The sequence below is a fragment of the Caulobacter sp. GW821-FHT10C03 genome (assembly GCF_059415485.1).
This window is the reverse complement of record NZ_JBWKNI010000011.1, coordinates 1-15,434: the sequence shown is the minus strand read 5'-3', so window position 1 is coordinate 15,434 and position 15,434 is coordinate 1. Positions and strand designations below refer to the sequence as shown.

Here is a 15,434-nt window from a genome sequence, read left to right as displayed (position 1 = left end):
CCAGTCCAGTCCCCTGGGTCCCGGATAAGCGCTGCGCGCTTTCCGGGATGACGATGGATTTGGCTTTGAGCTTTGAAGGGCTTCGTCAGGTCCGCGCCTCATCCGGAGAGAGTGTAACCTCTCACCCTCCCACCGCTTCGCGGCGGGCCCCTCCCTCTCTCAAAGAGAGAGGGGTCAAGCCTACGGCCCCACCGTCTCCTTCAACGCCGGCGGCTTCCGCCGCAGCGTCGCCTGTTCGTACGCATAGCCCAGGCTCAGCAGCCGCGCCTCGCTCCAGGCCGGGCCGATGAACGACAGGCCCACGGGCAGGCCCTCGACCTGGCCCATGGGCACGGTCAGGTGCGGATAGCCGGCGACGGCGGGCAGGGTGGTGGCCGAGCCGCCGTAGTGGTCGCCGTTGACTGGATCGATGGTCCAGGCCGGGCCGGTGGTCGGGGCGATGATCGCGACCGCGCCGGTCTCCTTCAGGATCCTGTCGATGCCTTCGGGACCGGCCAGCCGCTTGGCGTCGGCCCTGGCCTTCAGGTAGTCCGGATCGTCGAGTCCCTTGGACGCTTGCGCCTTCTCGAAGGTCTCCTGGCCGAACCAGTGGGTCTCGGCCGGCGTCGCGGCGTTGAAGGCGATCAGGTCGGCCAGGGTGCGCGGCTTGACCTTCGCCGGGTCGGTCGAGGCCAGATAGGCGGCGATGTCGGCCTTGAACTCGGTGTAGAGCACCACCCCCTCGGCCCGGCCGATCGGGTCCTCGTCGAAGGTCGCCACCTCGACCAGGGTCGCGCCCTGGGCTTTCAGATCTTCCAGCGCCTGCTCGAACACCGCGTCGGTCTGCGGCGAGCCGCCGGCATAGAACCGCGCCACCGCCAGGGTGACGCCCTTCAGCGCATCCTTCGACAGCGTGGCGGCGTAGTCGCTCTTGCGGGCGTCGGCCTGCGCCGTGGCCGGATCGGCGGGATCGGAGCCGGCCAGCGCCGTCAGCAGCAGGGCCGCGTCGCGCACCGTCAGGGTCATCGGGCCGGCGGTGTCCTGGCTGTGGCTGATCGGCACGACATGGGTGCGCGAAACGAGGCCCACGGTGGGCTTGAGGCCGACCAGGCCGTTCATGGCGGCGGGGCAGGTGATCGAACCGTCGGTCTCGGTGCCGATCGCGGCCGGCGCCAGCCCCGCCGCCACCGCCGCCGCCGAGCCGCTGGACGAGCCGCAGGGGCTGCGGTCCAGGGCGTAGGGATTGCGGGTGAAGCCGCCGACCGCGCTCCAGCCGCTGGTCGAGCGCGACGAGCGGATATTGGCCCATTCCGACAGGTTGGCCTTGCCCAGCACCACCATGCCCGCCGCCCGCAGCCGGGCGACCAGGGGCGCGTCGCGGCCGGTGACATTGTCCTTCAGCGCCAGCGAGCCGGCGGTGGTGGCTATCGGATCGAGGGTCTCGATGTTGTCCTTGATCAGGATCGGCAGGCCGTGGAGCGGGCCGCGCACCTTGCCGGCTCTGCGCTCGGCGTCGAGGGCGCGGGCGATCTCCAGGGCGTCGGGATTGAACGCCAGGACGGCGTTGACCTCGGAACCGATGGCGTGCTGCACCGACAGCCAGCCTTTCACGGAGTCCTCGGCGGAGAATTCGCCGGCGGTCTGTTGGGCCTGTTCCTCGACCAGATCCGACTGCGGACCGATGAAGCCGACCGCATACATGTCGTCCTGGGCGGCTTCGGACTGGGTGGCGGGCAATTCGGCCTGCGCGCCCGGCTTGGCCTGCGGGGCGGCATGGGCCGGAACGGCCAGCAGCAGGACGGCCCCGCCGAGCAGCAACAGACGCTTCACGCTCCACCCTCCATGCGAAAACGGCCCCGGCGAGAACCGGGGCCGCTCGTTTCGATTACTCGCCCTTGAGCTTGCGGTCGAAGAAGTCGAGGTGCGTCTTCATGACGTGCAGGCCCTTAGCCCGGCTGCGGATCACGCTGTGGCGCTCGCCGGGATAGAGCATGGTCTCGAAGGCGATCCCCTTCTTCTGCAAGGCCGCCAGCACGCGGGTGCTGTTCTCGAAGATCACGTTGTCGTCGGCCATGCCGTGGATCAACATCAGGCTGCCCGGCTTGAGGTGGTCGATGCGGTTCAGCACGTCGGACTGCGCATAACCGGCCTTGTTCTCGTCCGGCTTGCCCATGAACTGCTCGGTGTAGTGGGTGTCGTAGAGGCCCCACTCGGTGGGCGGGGCGCCCGCGACGCCGGCCGTGAAGGGCGTGCCCTCGGCGGTCAGCATCATCAGGGTCATGAAGCCGCCGTACGACCAGCCCATCACCCCCAGGCGATCGGGATCGACGTAGGGCAGGGTCTTCAGGAAGGCCGCGCCGGCGAACTGGTCCTCGACCTCGACCGTGCCCATCCGGCGATCCAGCGCCGTCTTGAACGCCGCCGAGCGGTTGGCCGAGCCGCGGTTGTCCAGCTTGAACACCACGTAGCCGGCGTTGGGGAAGGCCTCGTCGTTGACGCTCCAGCTCCTGGTCACGCGCTGGGCGTGCGGGCCGCCATAGACCGAGACGATCACCGGGTACTTCTTGGCCGCATCGAAGTCGGCCGGCTTCAGCAGCGAATAGTGCAGCACCTGGCCGTCGCTGGCCTTCAGCGTGCCGAACTCCGGCACGATGTGGCTCTCGGCATAGGGTGCGTAGGGGTGGCCGGCGCCCAGCTTGTTCTCCTCGATCCAGCGCACGCGCTTGCCGGCCGGGTCGTAGAGCGCGGTCTGCGGCGGGGTCTTGGGATCGGAGTAGGAGCCGACGAAAGCGCCGGTGGCGGCGACCTTGGCGGTCCACCAGCCGCCGGCCGGGGTCATGGCGACCGGGGCCGCGGGCTTGACGTACGACACCGAATAGAGCCGGCGCTCGATCGGGGTGTCGATCGAGGCGCCGAAGAACACCAGGCCGCGCTTCTCGTCGACCGCCTCGACCTTGTCGACCGGCCAGTCGCCCTTGGTCACCTGGGCCAGCAGTTTGCCGTCGGCGGCGTAGTGATAGAGGTGGTTGTTGCCCGACTTCTCCGACGACCACAGGAAGCTGCCGTCCTTCAGGGCGCGGAAGTCGTCGTGCAGCTCGATCCAGTGCGGATCGGTCTCGGTCAGGATGGTCTTGCCCGCACCCTTTGCAGGGTCATACGCGATCAGCTCCAGGGTCTTCTGGTCGCGGCTCTGGCGCTGGACGTAGAGGGTCTTGCCGTCCTTCGACCAGGCCACGCGGGCCAGGTAGATGTCCTTGTTCGGACCAAGGTCGATCTGCACGACCTTGCCCGAGGCCAGGTCCTTGACGAACAGCTCGACCACGGCGTTCGGGCGGCCCGAGCGCGGATAGCGCTGCTCGACCACGGTCGCGCCCGTCGGGCCGATGTCGGCGCGCGGCACGATGTCGACGCCGCTCTCGTCGACGCGGGTGTAGGCGATCCGGGTCTCGTCGGGCGACCACCAGTAGCCGGTGTCGCGGTTCATCTCCTCCTGGGCGATGAACTCGGCCACGCCGAACGAGACGGCGTCCTTGCCCTCGCTCGTCACCGCCGTCTCGTCGCCGCCGGCCAGCGGGCGCACATAGAGGTTCTGGTCGCGGACGTAGGAGACGAACTGGCCCTTGGGCGAGACCTTGGCGTCGACCTCGTCGCCGGCCGTCTGGGTCAGGCGGCGCACCTTGCCGTCGGCGACGCTGTCCACATAGAGGTCGCCGTCCAGCGGCACGAGCACGAAGCGGCCCTCGCTGTCCCAGCTGTATTCGACGACGCCGCGGGCCAGCACCCGGGCGCGCTCGCGGCGGGCCTTCTCGGCCTCCGACAGTTCCTTGTCGCCCGACGACAGGGCGTTGGCGTCGATCAGGCGATAGGGCTCGCCGCCGGCCACGTCGACCGCCCACAGGTCCTGGACGTTGGCGGCCTCGGCCTTGGCCTTCAGATAGGTCACCCGCTTGCCGTCCGGCGACAGGGCCACGCCCTTGGCCGTCGGGCCGTTGATGTCGGGATCGGCGAACAGGCGCTCGGGGGTGAGTTTTTCGGCCATCACGGGATGGGCCAGGGCGAGACAGGCCGACAGGGCCAGGAGCGAGGGACGGATCATGGCGCGGACGCTAGTGCCGAGCGGCGCCGTTGGCAAACCCCGCTTGACTCTGTTTCATGTGTCAGAAATAACTGACATATGAAATACGGACTTGCAGCATGATCTCGGGCGACGAGCTGGCGGCGATCCTGTCGGCGCTCGACAACCCCCATCGGCTCCGCATCCTCGCGGCGCTGAAGGTCGGCGGGCGCAACTATGTCAGCCGCCTGGCGCGCGAGATCGGCATCAGCCGGCCGCTGCTGCACCTGCACCTGAACAAGCTCGAGGACGCGGGCCTGGTCAGGAGCCAGCTGGAGCTGTCGGCCGACGGCAAGGCCTTGAACTATTTCGAGGTCGTCGACTTCCGCCTCGAACTCACGCCCGAGACCGTCGCGGCCGCCGCCGCGACGCTGTCCGAGAAACCCGAAAAATAAGGGGGCTTGCATGCAAGCGCACATCTATCTGCTGACGATCTGCCTGCCGCTGGCGACCGTCCTGATCATCTTCGCCATGCGCTACTGGTCCCGCGCGGCCCAGGCCCAAGCCCAAGCGAAGGCCGCTCACCAGGGCGGCGCCGCCCAGCAGGCGGTGCTCGACGGCCTGGACGAGATCAAGGTCCGCCTGAGCGCCATCGAGAAGATCCTCAAGGACGTCGAGTGATGGTCGCCCTCGCGCCTTCGATCCCGAGCCACGGGACGGACCTGCCCGCCTGGCGGCTCAACGCCCTGCGCTGCGCCTATCTGCTGCTGATCGTCGGTCTGGGCATCCAGGTCTGGCCGGGCATCGTCCTGCGCCACGCCGGCTGGGAGCTGATGGAGGGCGTCGTCCAGTGCATGCTGGGGGCGCTGTCGCTGCTGGCGATCCTGGGCCTGCGCCATCCCTTGCGCATGCTGCCGCTGCTGATGTTCGAGATGGCCTGGAAGGCGATCTGGCTGGCCGTCGTCGCCGCCCCCAAGTGGGCCAGCGGCGGGATGGACGAAGACACCGCCGCCACCGCCTTCGCCTGCCTGCTCGTCGTGGTCTTCCCGATCGTGATCCCCTGGCGGCATCTGGCCGCGACCTTCTTCGCGGGCCCTGGCGACCGCTGGCGCTGAGCGTCGCTCAGTAGTGATAGGGCGACCGCTTGGCCCAGCTCGACTTCGGATAGCGGGCGTGCAGCAGGCGGAAGGCGCGGCCGCTCATGTCGTCCTCGTTGGGACCCCAGCGGGTGACGCGGATCAGCCAGTAGAGCGCCTCGGGCGAGCGCGGATCCTCCGGATGGGCGCGGGCGTAGGCCAGCACTTCTTCCCAGACGTTCAGCGAGCCCTTGGGCGGTTCGGCCACGTTGTCGGGGAGGAAGGCGCGACGCTCGGCCAGGGCCGTCGGCTGGCCGGCGGCGGCGAACTGCGGCAGCCGCAGCGGGAAGGCGCCCGCGCCGCACTGGCCAAGGCAGGTCAGGTCGCCGAAGCGCTGCTCGTCGTCCCGATCGCCGTAGATGACGCCGGTGTACTGGTAGCGGACCAGCTTCGGCGGAGCGGCCGTCGCTGGCCGCTGGTCGCGTGGCACGATGATCCAGCGGGGCCACGAGCCGCTGAAATTGGCGAGCGAGCCGGTGGGGCGGATGTAGTCGATGAGGTCGGTCCGCAGGCCGGGGATCTTGGCCAGCACGAAGAACTCGGCGAACCGCTTGGCTTCGCCCGGCGGGGTGGCGGCGATCCGCGCCCAGTCGGTCTTCAGCTGGGGCAGCGTCTTGGCCAGGTCCCGCGCCAGGGCGTCGATCGCCGCGTCGTCCTGCAGCTGCACCGCCCGCGCGAAACTGGTCAGGGCCACGTCCAGGCGCAGATGGGCCGGCAGGGCGGGATTGCGCGACAGCGCGATCCGCTGCTCCTGCGGCAGGCGGTCGATGATCGCCCGGGCTTCCTCGCCAAAGCCGACGGACCAGGCCAGCGGGGCGATCATCTCGGCGTTGTAGCCGTCGGCCTGGCCGCGCGAGGGGACAGCGCCGTCATGCGCGCAGGCCTCGGCGTCGCCCAGGCAGAGGCGGCGGCGCGTAGCGTGATTTGTGAAATCGGCGAGGCTGGAGGCGACCTGCAGGCGCTCGGCGGCGAACAGGGCGCGATCGCTGCCGGACAGGTCCTTGCGGGCCAGGATCGCGTCGAGGCGGGCGCGGGTCGCGGCCGGCGGGGCCTGCGCGATGGTCAGCCGCACCAGGTGATACTGCGCGCTCAGCCAGGCCGGGCCGGCCGGAACCTTCTCGGCGTCGGCGGCCAGCGCCTTGGCGGCCGGATCGTCGGGCGAGACCAGGGCCAGGGCCGCCAGCAGCCAGGCGACGTCGCGCGTCTTGGTCCAGCGTTCGCGCGCGTGGGCCAGCGGGGCGGCGGGCTCGAGCGCCTTCAGGGTCTCGATCCAGTCGACCGCGTCGGGCCGGGACGACGCCTTGGCGCCGAGCGTCAGGTAGTCGCGCAGGTCGACGGCGATCTGCGGGTAGGGCGCCTGCCGGTTCAGGTCGCGGTCGAGATCGGCCAGGGTCTGGCCCGGCTGGTCGCGATAGGCCAGGGCGCGCAGCATGCCCCGGGTCTCGCCCTTGCCGAAGGTCCCGTCCGGCGCGGCGGCCAGTTCGGCGATGGCCGCGCGCGAGCGGGCGAAGCTGGCGGGGCTCGGCTTGGCCAGGGCCTCGCGCTGCAAGGCCCGGACCTTCAGATAGAGGCCCATCGGCCGCCAGGGCGAGTTGGGATCGCGGGCGATGTCGCCGAAGCGCTCGGCCGCGGCGTTGTGGAAGCCGTTGTAGAGGGCCAGGGCCGCCGACTGGTAGGCCCGGTCCGCGCGCAGCCAGCCGGGCTGGTCGGCCAGCATCGGCGGCATCTCGACCCCGGCCTGGCCGCAGGCGGCGAACACCGAGTCCTGCCCGTCCAGCCAGGCCCGCACGGCGGGCGACGAGGCGCCATAGCGCCTGGTCCGGTCGCGCAGGGTGACGATGGCCGTGTCGAAGGCCTCGCGGAAGCAGTTCTGCCGGGTCTGGTAGTTGCCGATGTCGCGCTCGACGCTCAGGTACGACAGCTCGGACTTGACGCCGGGCAGGGTCTCGCGCGCCCGCTGCCAGCCATAGACGCCGCCCTTGTCGTCGTAGAACACCGGCGGCGGGGTGCAGCAGTCGTCCGACAGCGCCGCGCCGGCCTGGGGACCGACCTTCAGTCCGTGCAGCAGCCGCCAGTTCAGGAACAGCATCGGCCGGGGCGCGCGGGCCATGACCACGCCCTGCTGGCCGGCATACAGCCGCTGGAGGTCGCGGGCGTCGCCGCCGCGCGGATCCAGATACCAGGGAACGTCCTCGTCATAGCCCGAGCCGTGGGCCTGGCCCGCCAGAACGCCCCCCAGAGCGCCCACGAAAACCGCGGCGGCCAAGACCGCCCCAACACGCCGCTTCACCGCCATCCCCCAACCTGCCGTCGCGCCGTCTCGAAGTCGGCTTCGCTCCAGCTGTGGGGGGCGAAGAGATAGACGCGGCGTCCGGGAGGCGCTCGAACTATAGGCGTGTCGGTGGAGACCGCCAGAGCTTGGCGACACTTCGGGTTGCGAAAATCGCGCCCTTTCGCCAGGCGCCGGCGCAGCGGCTCGCCGCCCTGGGTCATGCGGAACAGCATGGGTGCGATCTCGTCCACCGGGGCCTGCTCCAGCCAGGTCTCCGTATCGCACCACGAGGCCAGGGCGGTCATCGACAGCAGGGTTCCCGGTGGCAGTCCGGCCCGCACGTCGGCCAGCACGTCCAGCAGCACCTGACGCTGCGAGGCGCGCACCTCGAAGTCGACCTGCACCCGGCGGGCGGGGATCGCGGCGGCGTAGTGCAGGATCGCCGCGGACGTCCGGGCGCGCAGCGCGGGCGTCCACGCCAGGGGACGGTCGGGGTCGATCTGCACGTGCACCAGGGCGGTGGTCGGCGGCCGGCTGACCTTCAGCGGAAACCGCCGTCCCCGCGCCTCCACCGCATCGCCCGACAACTCGACGAAGCCGGTCTGCACCGCCACCTCGGCCCGATCGCCCAGGAAGCGCAGATCCTCCGGCCGCTCCCAGGCCCAGACGACGAGGGTCGAGGGCGGCCGTCCCGACGGCTCACAGCCGGCCAGCGCGATCAGAGCGGCCAGGACGACGGCTGCGCGCAACGGCGGTTCCTTCAGGCGAATCCGGGGAAGGAGGTCAGGCTAGCAACCCTGGCGGTCGCCGTCGTGTGGCGAGGGGGAGGGGTCGCCCTACTTTAATCCGAGCATCCCCGCGAAGGCGGGGACCCAAGCCGAGTCCGCTGATCCACGGCCGCGCCTCATCGCGAGAGCCAGCTTGGGTCCCCGCCTTCGCGGGGATGCTCGGTGAAAAAGCGAGTACCGCGTGGCCCAGCGGACGCCAACGCCCCCTTAACCGGGAAACCGCCGCTCCAGCCACCCCAGGATCGCCGCGTTCACTTCCGCCGGCTTCTCCTGCTGGGTCCAGTGGCCGCTGCCTTCGACCAGCACCTTCTCCAGGTCCGAGATCTGCTCGCCCATCCGGTCGGCGAGCGACGGCGGCAGCACCACGTCGTGCTCGGCCATGATCATCAGGCAGGGGACGCCATCGATGCGGCGGGGCAGGGGCTCGGAGCGCTCCCAGTTGCGGGTGAAGTTGCGGTACCAGTTGATCGGCCCGGTGAAGCCGCCCTTCTCGAAGGCCTCCACATAGACCGCCCGCTCGGCGTCCGTCAGGAACTGCTTGTCGTCGCCGGCCGGGTCGAAGTGCTCCAGGGCCAGTTGCAGGGCCAGCGAGCGCCGCTCGGCGGGGCGCGACGAGAAGCCGACCACGCCGTCGCCGGGCAGGCGCATGAAGAAGCGGATGGTCTTGTCGACGTCCTTGGCGAACAGGGCGTCGGCCGCGCCGGGCGTCTGGAAGTGGACGATGTACATGTCCTCGCCATAGGCCGCCTTGAACATCTCGATGGGATCGATGGGCAGGCGCGGCACGAACGGGGTGTTCAGCCCGATGATCCCGGCCACCCGGTCCGGATGCAGCAGCGGCATGGCCCAGACGATGATGCCGCCCCAGTCGTGGCCGCAGAAGATCGCCTTCTCGACGCCCAGGTGATCCAGCAGGCCGACCAGGTCGCCGGTCAGGTGGGCCATGTCGTAGTCGGTGACGGCGGCGGGCTTGTCGGTCAGGCCGTAGCCGCGCTGGTCCGGGGCGATCACCCAGTGGCCGGCTTCGGCCAGCGCGGCGACCTGGTGGCGCCAGCTGTAGGCCAGCTCCGGAAAGCCGTGGGAGAAGACGATGGGGACGCCCGTTCGCGGGCCGGCCTCGTAATAGGCCATCCGAACGCCGTTGATCTGCGCGAACCGCGGCTGCGGCCAATGGGCGGCCATGAGCGTCTCCCTTGTTATGTTATCTGCGGTCAGATTGCGGGCGGGGAAGCAGCCTCGCAAGACCGATAAGGGCTTTCCGTAGCGGCAGACGGGAGTAGAAGGCCGGGATGACTTCGGCTCCTCCCGCTTCCCCGCCCGCCACGCCCTGGCGGCTCGTCCTGCTGCTGGGGGCGCTGACGGCCTTCGCGCCGATGTCGATCGACATGTACCTGTCCAGCCTGCCGGCCATCGGCCGCAGCCTGCACGTCGGCGCCGAGCAGACCCAGCTGACCCTGGCGGCCTTCTTCGCGGGCATGGCGCTGGGCCAGTTCGTCTACGGTCCGGCCTCCGACCGCCTGGGCCGGCGCGCGCCGATCCTGCTGGGCGTGGGCATCTACACCGTCGCCTCCCTGACCTGCGCCCTGGCCCCCAACATCGAGGTGCTGCTGGGCGCGCGCTTCGTCCAGGCCCTGGGCGGCTGCGCCGGGGCGGTGGTGGCCCGGGCGGTGGTGCGCGACCGCTTCGACCATGCCGAGACCGCGCGGGTGCTGTCGCTGATGACCCTGATCATGGGTCTCGCCCCCGTGCTGGCGCCGCAGCTGGGCGGGGCGATCGACGCCGTGGCCGGCTGGCGCTGGGTGTTCGGGGTGATGGCTGCCTTCGGCCTGGCGATCGGCGTCTGGGTGGCCCTGGGCCTCAAGGAGTCGCGCTCGGAAGAGACCGCCGCCCAGGCCCGCGCCGAGAACCCCTTGCGCGCCTTCGGCCTGCTGCTGCGGGAAAAGCGCCTGCTGGGCTACGGCCTGGCCGGGGCGCTGAACGGCTCGGTGCTGTTCACCTACATCTCGACCGCGCCCGACCTCGTCATGGGCACCTACGGCCACTCGGCCCTGGTGTTCAACATCGTCTTCGCGCTCAACGCCGTCGGCATCATCGGGGCCAGCCAGGTCAACCGCTTCCTGCTGCGCCGCTTCAAGCCCGACCAGGTGCTGATGCGCGCCAGCGCCGCCTCGGTGGTCCTGGCCCTGGTGCTGACCTTCTTTTCGTGGACGGGCCTGGGCGGCGAGTGGACCGTGCTGCCGGTGCTGTTCCTGGCCCTGTCGACCTACGGCCTGATGTCGGGCAACACCATGGCCGGCGCGCTCAGCGTCGATCCGCGCCGGGCGGGCTCGATCTCGGCCCTGATGGGCGGGGTCTCGTTCGCGGCCGGCGCCGTGGCCTCCTGGGCCGGCGGCATGCTGCACGACGGCACCCCGCGCCCGGTGGCGGCGGTGATGTTCGCCTGCCTGGTCGGCTCGGCCCTGGCTATCTTCCTGCTGGCGGTTCCGAAGAAGGCCGCGCCGCGATGACGCCCATCGGTTATCCGGCGCTGATGGAAAAGCTCTGCGTGCAGTTGGGGCTGTGTGGAACGCCGCTGCACGTCGAAGATCTGCTGCCCCCGCAGGGGATCATCGACGCGGATCGGTTCGCCGTCCTGGTTCTGATCGCGGACGAGATGGATCCCGAGGCCGAGTCCTCGGCCGACCTGAAGGCGGCCGTCAGGACGGCCTTCGTAGAGGCCATGGGAAGCGACGCCGTGGACGTCGCGCTACTGCGCTACTAGCCCTCGTCGCCGACCTTGCGCGCGGTCCAGGCCAGGACCAGCCAGCCGGCCAGGAAGGCCACGCCGCCGATCGGGGTGATCGCGCCCAGGATCCTCGGCCCGCCGAAGGCCAGGGCGTAGAGCGTGCCCGAGAACACCAGCGATCCGAACAGGAAGAGGCCGGCCGTGAGGCCCCCTGAACGCCCCGCCGCCCGCGCCACGGCGAAGGCGGCGAACACCGCCAGCGCGTGGGTCATCTCGTAGAGCGCGCCGGTCTTCAGCAGCTCGACGGGCCGGGCCTCGTGCACGCCGTGGGCGGCGAAGGCCCCGACGGCCACCGAGACGAAACCGCTCAGCGCGGCCAGCGGCAGGTACGTCCTGGGCGTCCAGATCCTGGCCATCGGGTTAGCGGTGCTTCTCGTGCTGGGCCACTTCGTCGGGCTTGATGTCGATCACGTTCGGGGCGGCGGCGTTGTATTGCTCGGTCTTGTGCAGGTCCATGACGACGCTGCGGTGGCCTTCCCAGATCATGTGCAGCGAGACGTAGAGCACGATGGCCAGGCCGATGAAGCCGATCCAGCGGTGCTTGTGCAGCAGCTTGGCGATGGCGTTGGCGGCCAGGCCCATCAGGGCGATCGACAGCAGCAGGCCGAACACCAGGATGGCCGGATGCTCGCGGGCCGCGCCGGCCACGGCCAGCACGTTGTCCAGCGACATCGAGACGTCGGCGATCAGCACCTGCAGGAAGGCGCTCTTGAAGCTCTTGGGCGCCCGGGCCTGGGGTTCGGTGTTCGGGTCGGAATCGAGCATGGCCGCGGCGTCGGCTGCGTCCTGGGCGGCCTGCTCGCGCAGCTCGCGCCACATCTTCCAGCACACCCACAGCAGCAGGAAGCCGCCGGCCAGCAGCAGGCCCACCACGCCCAGCAGCCAGGTGGTGATCAAAGCGAAACCGATGCGCAGCACCACGGCCGCGCCCAGGCCGTAGAGGATGACCTTCTTGCGGTCCTTGACCGGCAGGCCGCCCGCCGCCAGGCCCACGGCCACGGCGTTGTCGCCGGCCAGGACCAGGTCGATCATCAGGACTTGCAGGAAGGCCGTCAGCGGGCCGCTAGCGGAGGAAAAGAGCGCGTCGAGCATGCGGTCTCAATGGGGCAGGCGGCGCGCCCTGGCAAGCGCTCAAGGCGGCATGGACGGCGATCGAGGCGCGCCCTGCACGGGAGCGAACGAAAAAGGGCCCGTCCTGCTGGACGGGCCCTCGATCTTAGTGGACCGGTTCCGGTTCGCGGTGGTGGTGATCCGCCGCTTCGTGATGGTCGGCCTTGTGGTCGTCCCCGTGGCCATCGTGGTGCTCGGCGGCCGGTTCATGATGATCCTCGGCGTGGCCGTGATCGTCATGAGGCTCGGCGTGGGCGACCGGCTCGGCGTGGCTGACGTCGCTGACGTGCTGCACCTGCGGGCTGTCGTCGGCCGGAGCCGGGAAGGGCTCGTGCTCGGCGACCGCTTCGGCCTTGGCTTCCTCGTGGTGGTTGAAGGCGGCCACGGCCGCCGCGCCCGCCACGGCGCCGCCGGCGGCGGCCACCATCGGGTTCACATAGGCCACGTCCTGCGCCTTGGGCGTGTCGAACTCGGCCTCGTTGCGGCCGTAGTCGGTCAGGGTGCGGAACTTGCGGCGACGCTCGGCCTGGGCCTTGGCCTTGGCGGCGTTGCGCGAGATGGCGACGATGATGATCAGGGCCAGCAGCAGCAGGCCAGCGCCCAGCAGCGACTTGCCCGGCACCTTGCCGATGCCCGGCACCTCGACCTGCTGGTCGAGGAAGGCCGGCAGCTTGAAGCCCTTGGCGGCCGCCTCGACCTTCTCCGGAACCGCGGCCACCTGCTTGGTGATCGCGCCCAGCGAGAAGGGCTGGGGCGCCTTGCCGCCGTCCAGCGACGCGCCGAACTGCGTGGTCAGCTGACCCTTGGCGTCGGGCGTCGGCTTGACCTGCCAGGCGAAGGTGGTCGGCTCGCCCGGCTTGACGGTCGCGGTCTGGCGGCCGTTCGGGGTGATCTCGTAGCCCTGGCCTTCCAGGTCGGCGTAGGCGCTGACCTTCTTGGCCGGCTTGCCCAGGCCGAACTTGGCGGCCTGTTCCTTGATCAGGTCGCCCAGGGTCGCGGGCAGCGACAGGGTGACCTGGCCTTCCTTGCCGGTCTTCAGGCTCTCGGCCGTGGCCAGCACCGCGCCGCTGGTGGCGGCGGGCGCGACGGCGGCCTGCAGCTTCTCGACCTTCGGCGGCAGCTTGACGGCGGCCGGAGCCGCGACCGGCGCGACGACCGGCGGAACCACCGGAGCCTTGGCCACGACCGTCGGCTTGGCGGGCGGAGCGGCGGGCTTCAGGACCTCGGGCTTGGCGACCTGCACGGGCGGCGGCGCCTTGGCGACCACCGGAGCCGGCTTCGGCGCGGGTTTCGCGGCGACCACGGCCGGCTTCGGCGCAGGCTTGGCGGCGACCACGGCGGGCTTAGGAGCCGGCTTGGCGACCGCGACCGGCGCGGGACGCGCGGCGGCCACGGTGGTGGTGCGCGCATGGTGCGGCTTTGCCGTAGCTTGGGGCTTGGCGTGCGGACGCGTCTCGACCTTGCCCGAGCCGCGCGGATTGGCGATCGGCCGCATGGCCGTGACCAGGGTGCCGTCGGCGCGGCGCCAGGTCTTGATACGCGAATCGCTGCTGGTGACGGCCACCGGCTGCGGCTGGGCGACCGGGCCGCCCAGCAGGCCTTCCGACGGCGGCGCTTCGCTCGGAGCTGCCCCCAGCAGCTCCGGCTTCTGCGCCGGCGCGGGCGCCGGTTCGCTGGCGGCGGTCGGCGGCGTGTCGGCCGGCTCCCGCGCGCCGCAGCCCGTCAGGGCCAGCGCCAACACCGCGGACGAGGCAAGAGCCGCCGTCCTGAACTTCACCTGCAACATCGGGTCCCCCGATCCCATGCCTATGATCCCTCGCGAGCTGTCGTACTTGAAGGCTCGCGAAGCCAATCGCCCGCGAGGAAAACACGTCGTTGCGACGAAATCAAAACGGTTAATCGTATTTTACGAACCGATTTCCCCCGTGGCGCGAACTCTGGACGTTTCATAGAGCGCGATCGCCGCCGCGGCGGACACATTCAGGCTCTCGAAGCCGCCGGGCATGGGGATTTTTCCCATCGCGTCGCAATGTTCGGCAACCAGGCGCCGCACGCCTTCGCCCTCCGAACCGAGCACCAGCACGGTCGGACCGCCGTCGAGCACCGCTTCCAGGCTCTCCTCGGCCTCGCCGGCCAGGGCCACGGCCCGCCAGCCCAGGTCGGCCAGTTCCTCGAGCGCCCGAGAAAGATTGACCACGCGCGCGTAGGGCACCTTGTCCACCGCCCCGACGGCGGTCTTGGCCAGCACGCCGGACAGCACGGGGGCGTGGCGGTCCTGCAGCACCGCGCCCTTCACCCCGAAGGCGGCGGCCGAGCGGAAGATGGCGCCGACGTTCTGCGGGTCGGTGATCTGGTCGAGCATGACGATCACGCCCTTGGCCGGCGTGCCCAGTTCGGCCAGCGACAGCGGCTCGGGCTCGTCCACCTTCATGGCGATTCCCTGGTGCACGGCGCCCTGGGGCAGCTGGCGGGCGATATCTTGCGCCTCCATCACCTGCAGGGCGGGGTGGCGCTGGAGATTCGGCGCGAGTCGCTTGGCGCGGTCCGGGGTGACCAGAAGGCGCTTCGGCGCGGGTCTGGCGGGGTTCGAAAGCGCCGCCTCGACCGCGTGATTCCCCCAGATCCAGTCCTTTTCGTCGCTGTGAGGCTTGGAAAAGTGCTTGTTTTTCTGAGGCTTGCCGCGATTTTCACGTTCTGGCGCTTTTGGCCTTCCACGGTCGTTGCGTTCAGAATGAGAGGACACTATAAGACGCGCTCCGATTTGGGGGCCACGAGGTTCCGCGAGCCGGTCCGGCGCTGCTTAGCACCGTCCGAACCTGCTCAAAGAGCTTTTGTTCCTCGATCCACAGCAGCCGTTTGACACGGCCGCCAAGATCGAAGATACGGCCGCCTCTTCCGGAGTTCACATCGCGCCGTGGGGGAATGTCCCGAGCGGCAAAGGGGGCGGACTGTAAATCCGCTGCGAAAGCTTCGAAGGTTCGAGTCCTTCTTCCCCCACCACGCGCGATGAACTGAACGACCGGAAGGTGGGCGAGGCCCCCGAGCCAAGAGACGGGAGCCGATCGCGACCCCGCTGCCAGCTAGGCCCATTCTTGGTCCTACAGGGCGGGTATAGCACAATGGTAGTGCAGCAGCCTTCCAAGCTGAGGATGCGGGTTCGATTCCCGCTACCCGCTCCAGCTCCCCCCGAAGTGATACCCGTAACAATCAGCCGCCGGCGCGAAGGTAGAGACGATGGCCAAGGAAAAGTTCGAACGTAATAAGCCGCACTGCAACATCGGCACCATCGGTCACGTTGACCATGGCAAGA

The 15,434-nt window shown here is 70.0% G+C and carries 15 protein-coding genes and 2 tRNA genes; 8 read left to right on the top strand and 9 right to left on the bottom strand.

Translation table 11 applies throughout. The features are described 5' to 3' along the window. Window positions 1-180: 180 nt before the first annotated feature. Both AC07NG_RS15405 and AC07NG_RS15400 read right to left on the bottom strand, forming a co-directional pair. The gene (locus AC07NG_RS15405; protein ID WP_494594931.1) at window positions 181-1,809 is read right to left on the bottom strand and encodes an amidase; all 1,629 of its coding nucleotides are present in this window, start codon (window positions 1,807-1,809) and stop codon (window positions 181-183) included. Window positions 1,810-1,864: 55 nt separating this feature from the next. Further along, window positions 1,865-4,075, bottom strand: coding sequence for a S9 family peptidase (locus tag AC07NG_RS15400; protein ID WP_494594929.1), 2,211 nt, complete (start codon window positions 4,073-4,075; stop codon window positions 1,865-1,867). 98 nt (window positions 4,076-4,173) lie between these two features. Between AC07NG_RS15400 and AC07NG_RS15395 the strand changes: the two genes are divergently transcribed. The 3 genes from AC07NG_RS15395 to AC07NG_RS15385 are packed head-to-tail and all read left to right on the top strand — an operon-like array spanning window position 4,174 to window position 5,148. Beyond that, window positions 4,174-4,488, top strand: a complete 315-nt coding sequence (locus AC07NG_RS15395; RefSeq protein WP_487291031.1) for an ArsR/SmtB family transcription factor — start codon at window positions 4,174-4,176, stop codon at window positions 4,486-4,488. A gap of 10 nt (window positions 4,489-4,498) precedes the next feature. Further along, window positions 4,499-4,714 carry a hypothetical protein gene (locus tag AC07NG_RS15390; protein ID WP_494594927.1) on the top strand — a complete coding sequence of 72 codons (216 nt, stop codon included), beginning with the start codon at window positions 4,499-4,501 and terminating at the stop codon, window positions 4,712-4,714. Further along, complete coding sequence (locus tag AC07NG_RS15385; RefSeq protein ID WP_494594926.1) at window positions 4,714-5,148, top strand: hypothetical protein; 435 nt, start codon at window positions 4,714-4,716, stop codon at window positions 5,146-5,148. The genes AC07NG_RS15390 and AC07NG_RS15385 overlap by 1 nt, the downstream gene beginning before the upstream one ends. A gap of 7 nt (window positions 5,149-5,155) precedes the next feature. Here the strand turns inward: AC07NG_RS15385 and AC07NG_RS15380 are convergent, their stop codons facing one another. The 3 genes from AC07NG_RS15380 to AC07NG_RS15370 all read right to left on the bottom strand — a co-directional run bounded on the left by AC07NG_RS15380 (window position 5,156) and on the right by AC07NG_RS15370 (window position 9,411). Continuing rightward, window positions 5,156-7,435 (bottom strand): tol-pal system YbgF family protein, encoded by a 2,280-nt coding sequence (locus AC07NG_RS15380; RefSeq protein WP_494594924.1) that lies wholly within the window; start codon window positions 7,433-7,435, stop codon window positions 5,156-5,158. 20 nt (window positions 7,436-7,455) lie between these two features. After that, entirely contained in the window at window positions 7,456-8,190 is a 735-nt protein-coding gene (locus AC07NG_RS15375; RefSeq protein ID WP_494594923.1) for a hypothetical protein, read from the bottom strand. A 246-nt stretch (window positions 8,191-8,436) separates the two neighbouring features. Next, window positions 8,437-9,411 (bottom strand): alpha/beta fold hydrolase, encoded by a 975-nt coding sequence (locus AC07NG_RS15370; protein ID WP_494594921.1) that lies wholly within the window; start codon window positions 9,409-9,411, stop codon window positions 8,437-8,439. Window positions 9,412-9,518: 107 nt separating this feature from the next. On the opposite strand from AC07NG_RS15370, the gene AC07NG_RS15365 reads away from it, so the two are divergent. Together AC07NG_RS15365 and AC07NG_RS15360 are read left to right on the top strand one after the other, a co-directional pair. Further along, on the top strand, window positions 9,519-10,736 hold the full coding sequence (locus AC07NG_RS15365) for a multidrug effflux MFS transporter (RefSeq protein WP_494594920.1): 1,218 nt from the start codon (window positions 9,519-9,521) through the stop codon (window positions 10,734-10,736). Continuing rightward, window positions 10,733-10,990, top strand: coding sequence for a hypothetical protein (locus AC07NG_RS15360; RefSeq protein WP_494594918.1), 258 nt, complete (start codon window positions 10,733-10,735; stop codon window positions 10,988-10,990). Before AC07NG_RS15365 ends, AC07NG_RS15360 begins: the two co-directional genes overlap by 4 nt. Here AC07NG_RS15360 and AC07NG_RS15355 read toward each other — a convergent pair. The 4 genes from AC07NG_RS15355 to rlmB all read right to left on the bottom strand — a co-directional run bounded on the left by AC07NG_RS15355 (window position 10,987) and on the right by rlmB (window position 14,867). Further along, a complete protein-coding gene (locus tag AC07NG_RS15355) occupies window positions 10,987-11,370 on the bottom strand; it encodes a DUF423 domain-containing protein (RefSeq protein WP_494594917.1) in 384 nt (127 codons plus the stop codon). The genes AC07NG_RS15360 and AC07NG_RS15355 overlap by 4 nt on opposite strands. A gap of 4 nt (window positions 11,371-11,374) precedes the next feature. Then, window positions 11,375-12,106: a TerC family protein gene (locus AC07NG_RS15350; RefSeq protein ID WP_487291039.1), complete on the bottom strand. Its 732-nt coding sequence runs from the start codon at window positions 12,104-12,106 to the stop codon at window positions 11,375-11,377. Window positions 12,107-12,230: 124 nt separating this feature from the next. Beyond that, window positions 12,231-13,928, bottom strand: coding sequence for a stalk-specific protein StpX (gene stpX, locus AC07NG_RS15345; RefSeq protein WP_494594915.1), 1,698 nt, complete (start codon window positions 13,926-13,928; stop codon window positions 12,231-12,233). A gap of 102 nt (window positions 13,929-14,030) precedes the next feature. Further along, on the bottom strand, window positions 14,031-14,867 hold the full coding sequence (gene rlmB, locus AC07NG_RS15340; protein WP_492857010.1) for a 23S rRNA (guanosine(2251)-2'-O)-methyltransferase RlmB: 837 nt from the start codon (window positions 14,865-14,867) through the stop codon (window positions 14,031-14,033). Window positions 14,868-15,040: 173 nt separating this feature from the next. Between rlmB and AC07NG_RS15335 the strand changes: the two genes are divergently transcribed. From AC07NG_RS15335 to AC07NG_RS15325, 3 genes are all read left to right on the top strand, one after another. After that, window positions 15,041-15,124, top strand: a tRNA-Tyr gene (locus AC07NG_RS15335). 105 nt (window positions 15,125-15,229) lie between these two features. Beyond that, a tRNA-Gly gene (locus AC07NG_RS15330) sits at window positions 15,230-15,303 on the top strand. A gap of 55 nt (window positions 15,304-15,358) precedes the next feature. After that, window positions 15,359-15,434, top strand: a 76-nt coding sequence (locus AC07NG_RS15325; RefSeq protein ID WP_334349513.1) for a hypothetical protein, incomplete at its 3' end; no start/stop codon positions are given.

Excerpts from the sequence above, each read along its gene's own strand:
- AC07NG_RS15365 (WP_494594920.1), top strand. The coding sequence starts at position 9,519 with ATGACTTCGGCTCCTCCCGCTTCCCCGCCCGCCACGCCCTGGCGGCTC.
- AC07NG_RS15355 (WP_494594917.1), bottom strand. The coding sequence starts at position 11,370 with ATGGCCAGGATCTGGACGCCCAGGACGTACCTGCCGCTGGCCGCGCTG.
- AC07NG_RS15360 (WP_494594918.1), top strand. The coding sequence starts at position 10,733 with ATGACGCCCATCGGTTATCCGGCGCTGATGGAAAAGCTCTGCGTGCAG.
- AC07NG_RS15395 (WP_487291031.1), top strand. The coding sequence starts at position 4,174 with ATGATCTCGGGCGACGAGCTGGCGGCGATCCTGTCGGCGCTCGACAAC.
- AC07NG_RS15350 (WP_487291039.1), bottom strand. The coding sequence starts at position 12,106 with ATGCTCGACGCGCTCTTTTCCTCCGCTAGCGGCCCGCTGACGGCCTTC.
- AC07NG_RS15385 (WP_494594926.1), top strand. The coding sequence starts at position 4,714 with ATGGTCGCCCTCGCGCCTTCGATCCCGAGCCACGGGACGGACCTGCCC.
- AC07NG_RS15390 (WP_494594927.1), top strand. The coding sequence starts at position 4,499 with ATGCAAGCGCACATCTATCTGCTGACGATCTGCCTGCCGCTGGCGACC.
- AC07NG_RS15370 (WP_494594921.1), bottom strand. The coding sequence starts at position 9,411 with ATGGCCGCCCATTGGCCGCAGCCGCGGTTCGCGCAGATCAACGGCGTT.
- stpX (WP_494594915.1), bottom strand. The coding sequence starts at position 13,928 with ATGGGATCGGGGGACCCGATGTTGCAGGTGAAGTTCAGGACGGCGGCT.
- AC07NG_RS15400 (WP_494594929.1), bottom strand. The coding sequence starts at position 4,075 with ATGATCCGTCCCTCGCTCCTGGCCCTGTCGGCCTGTCTCGCCCTGGCC.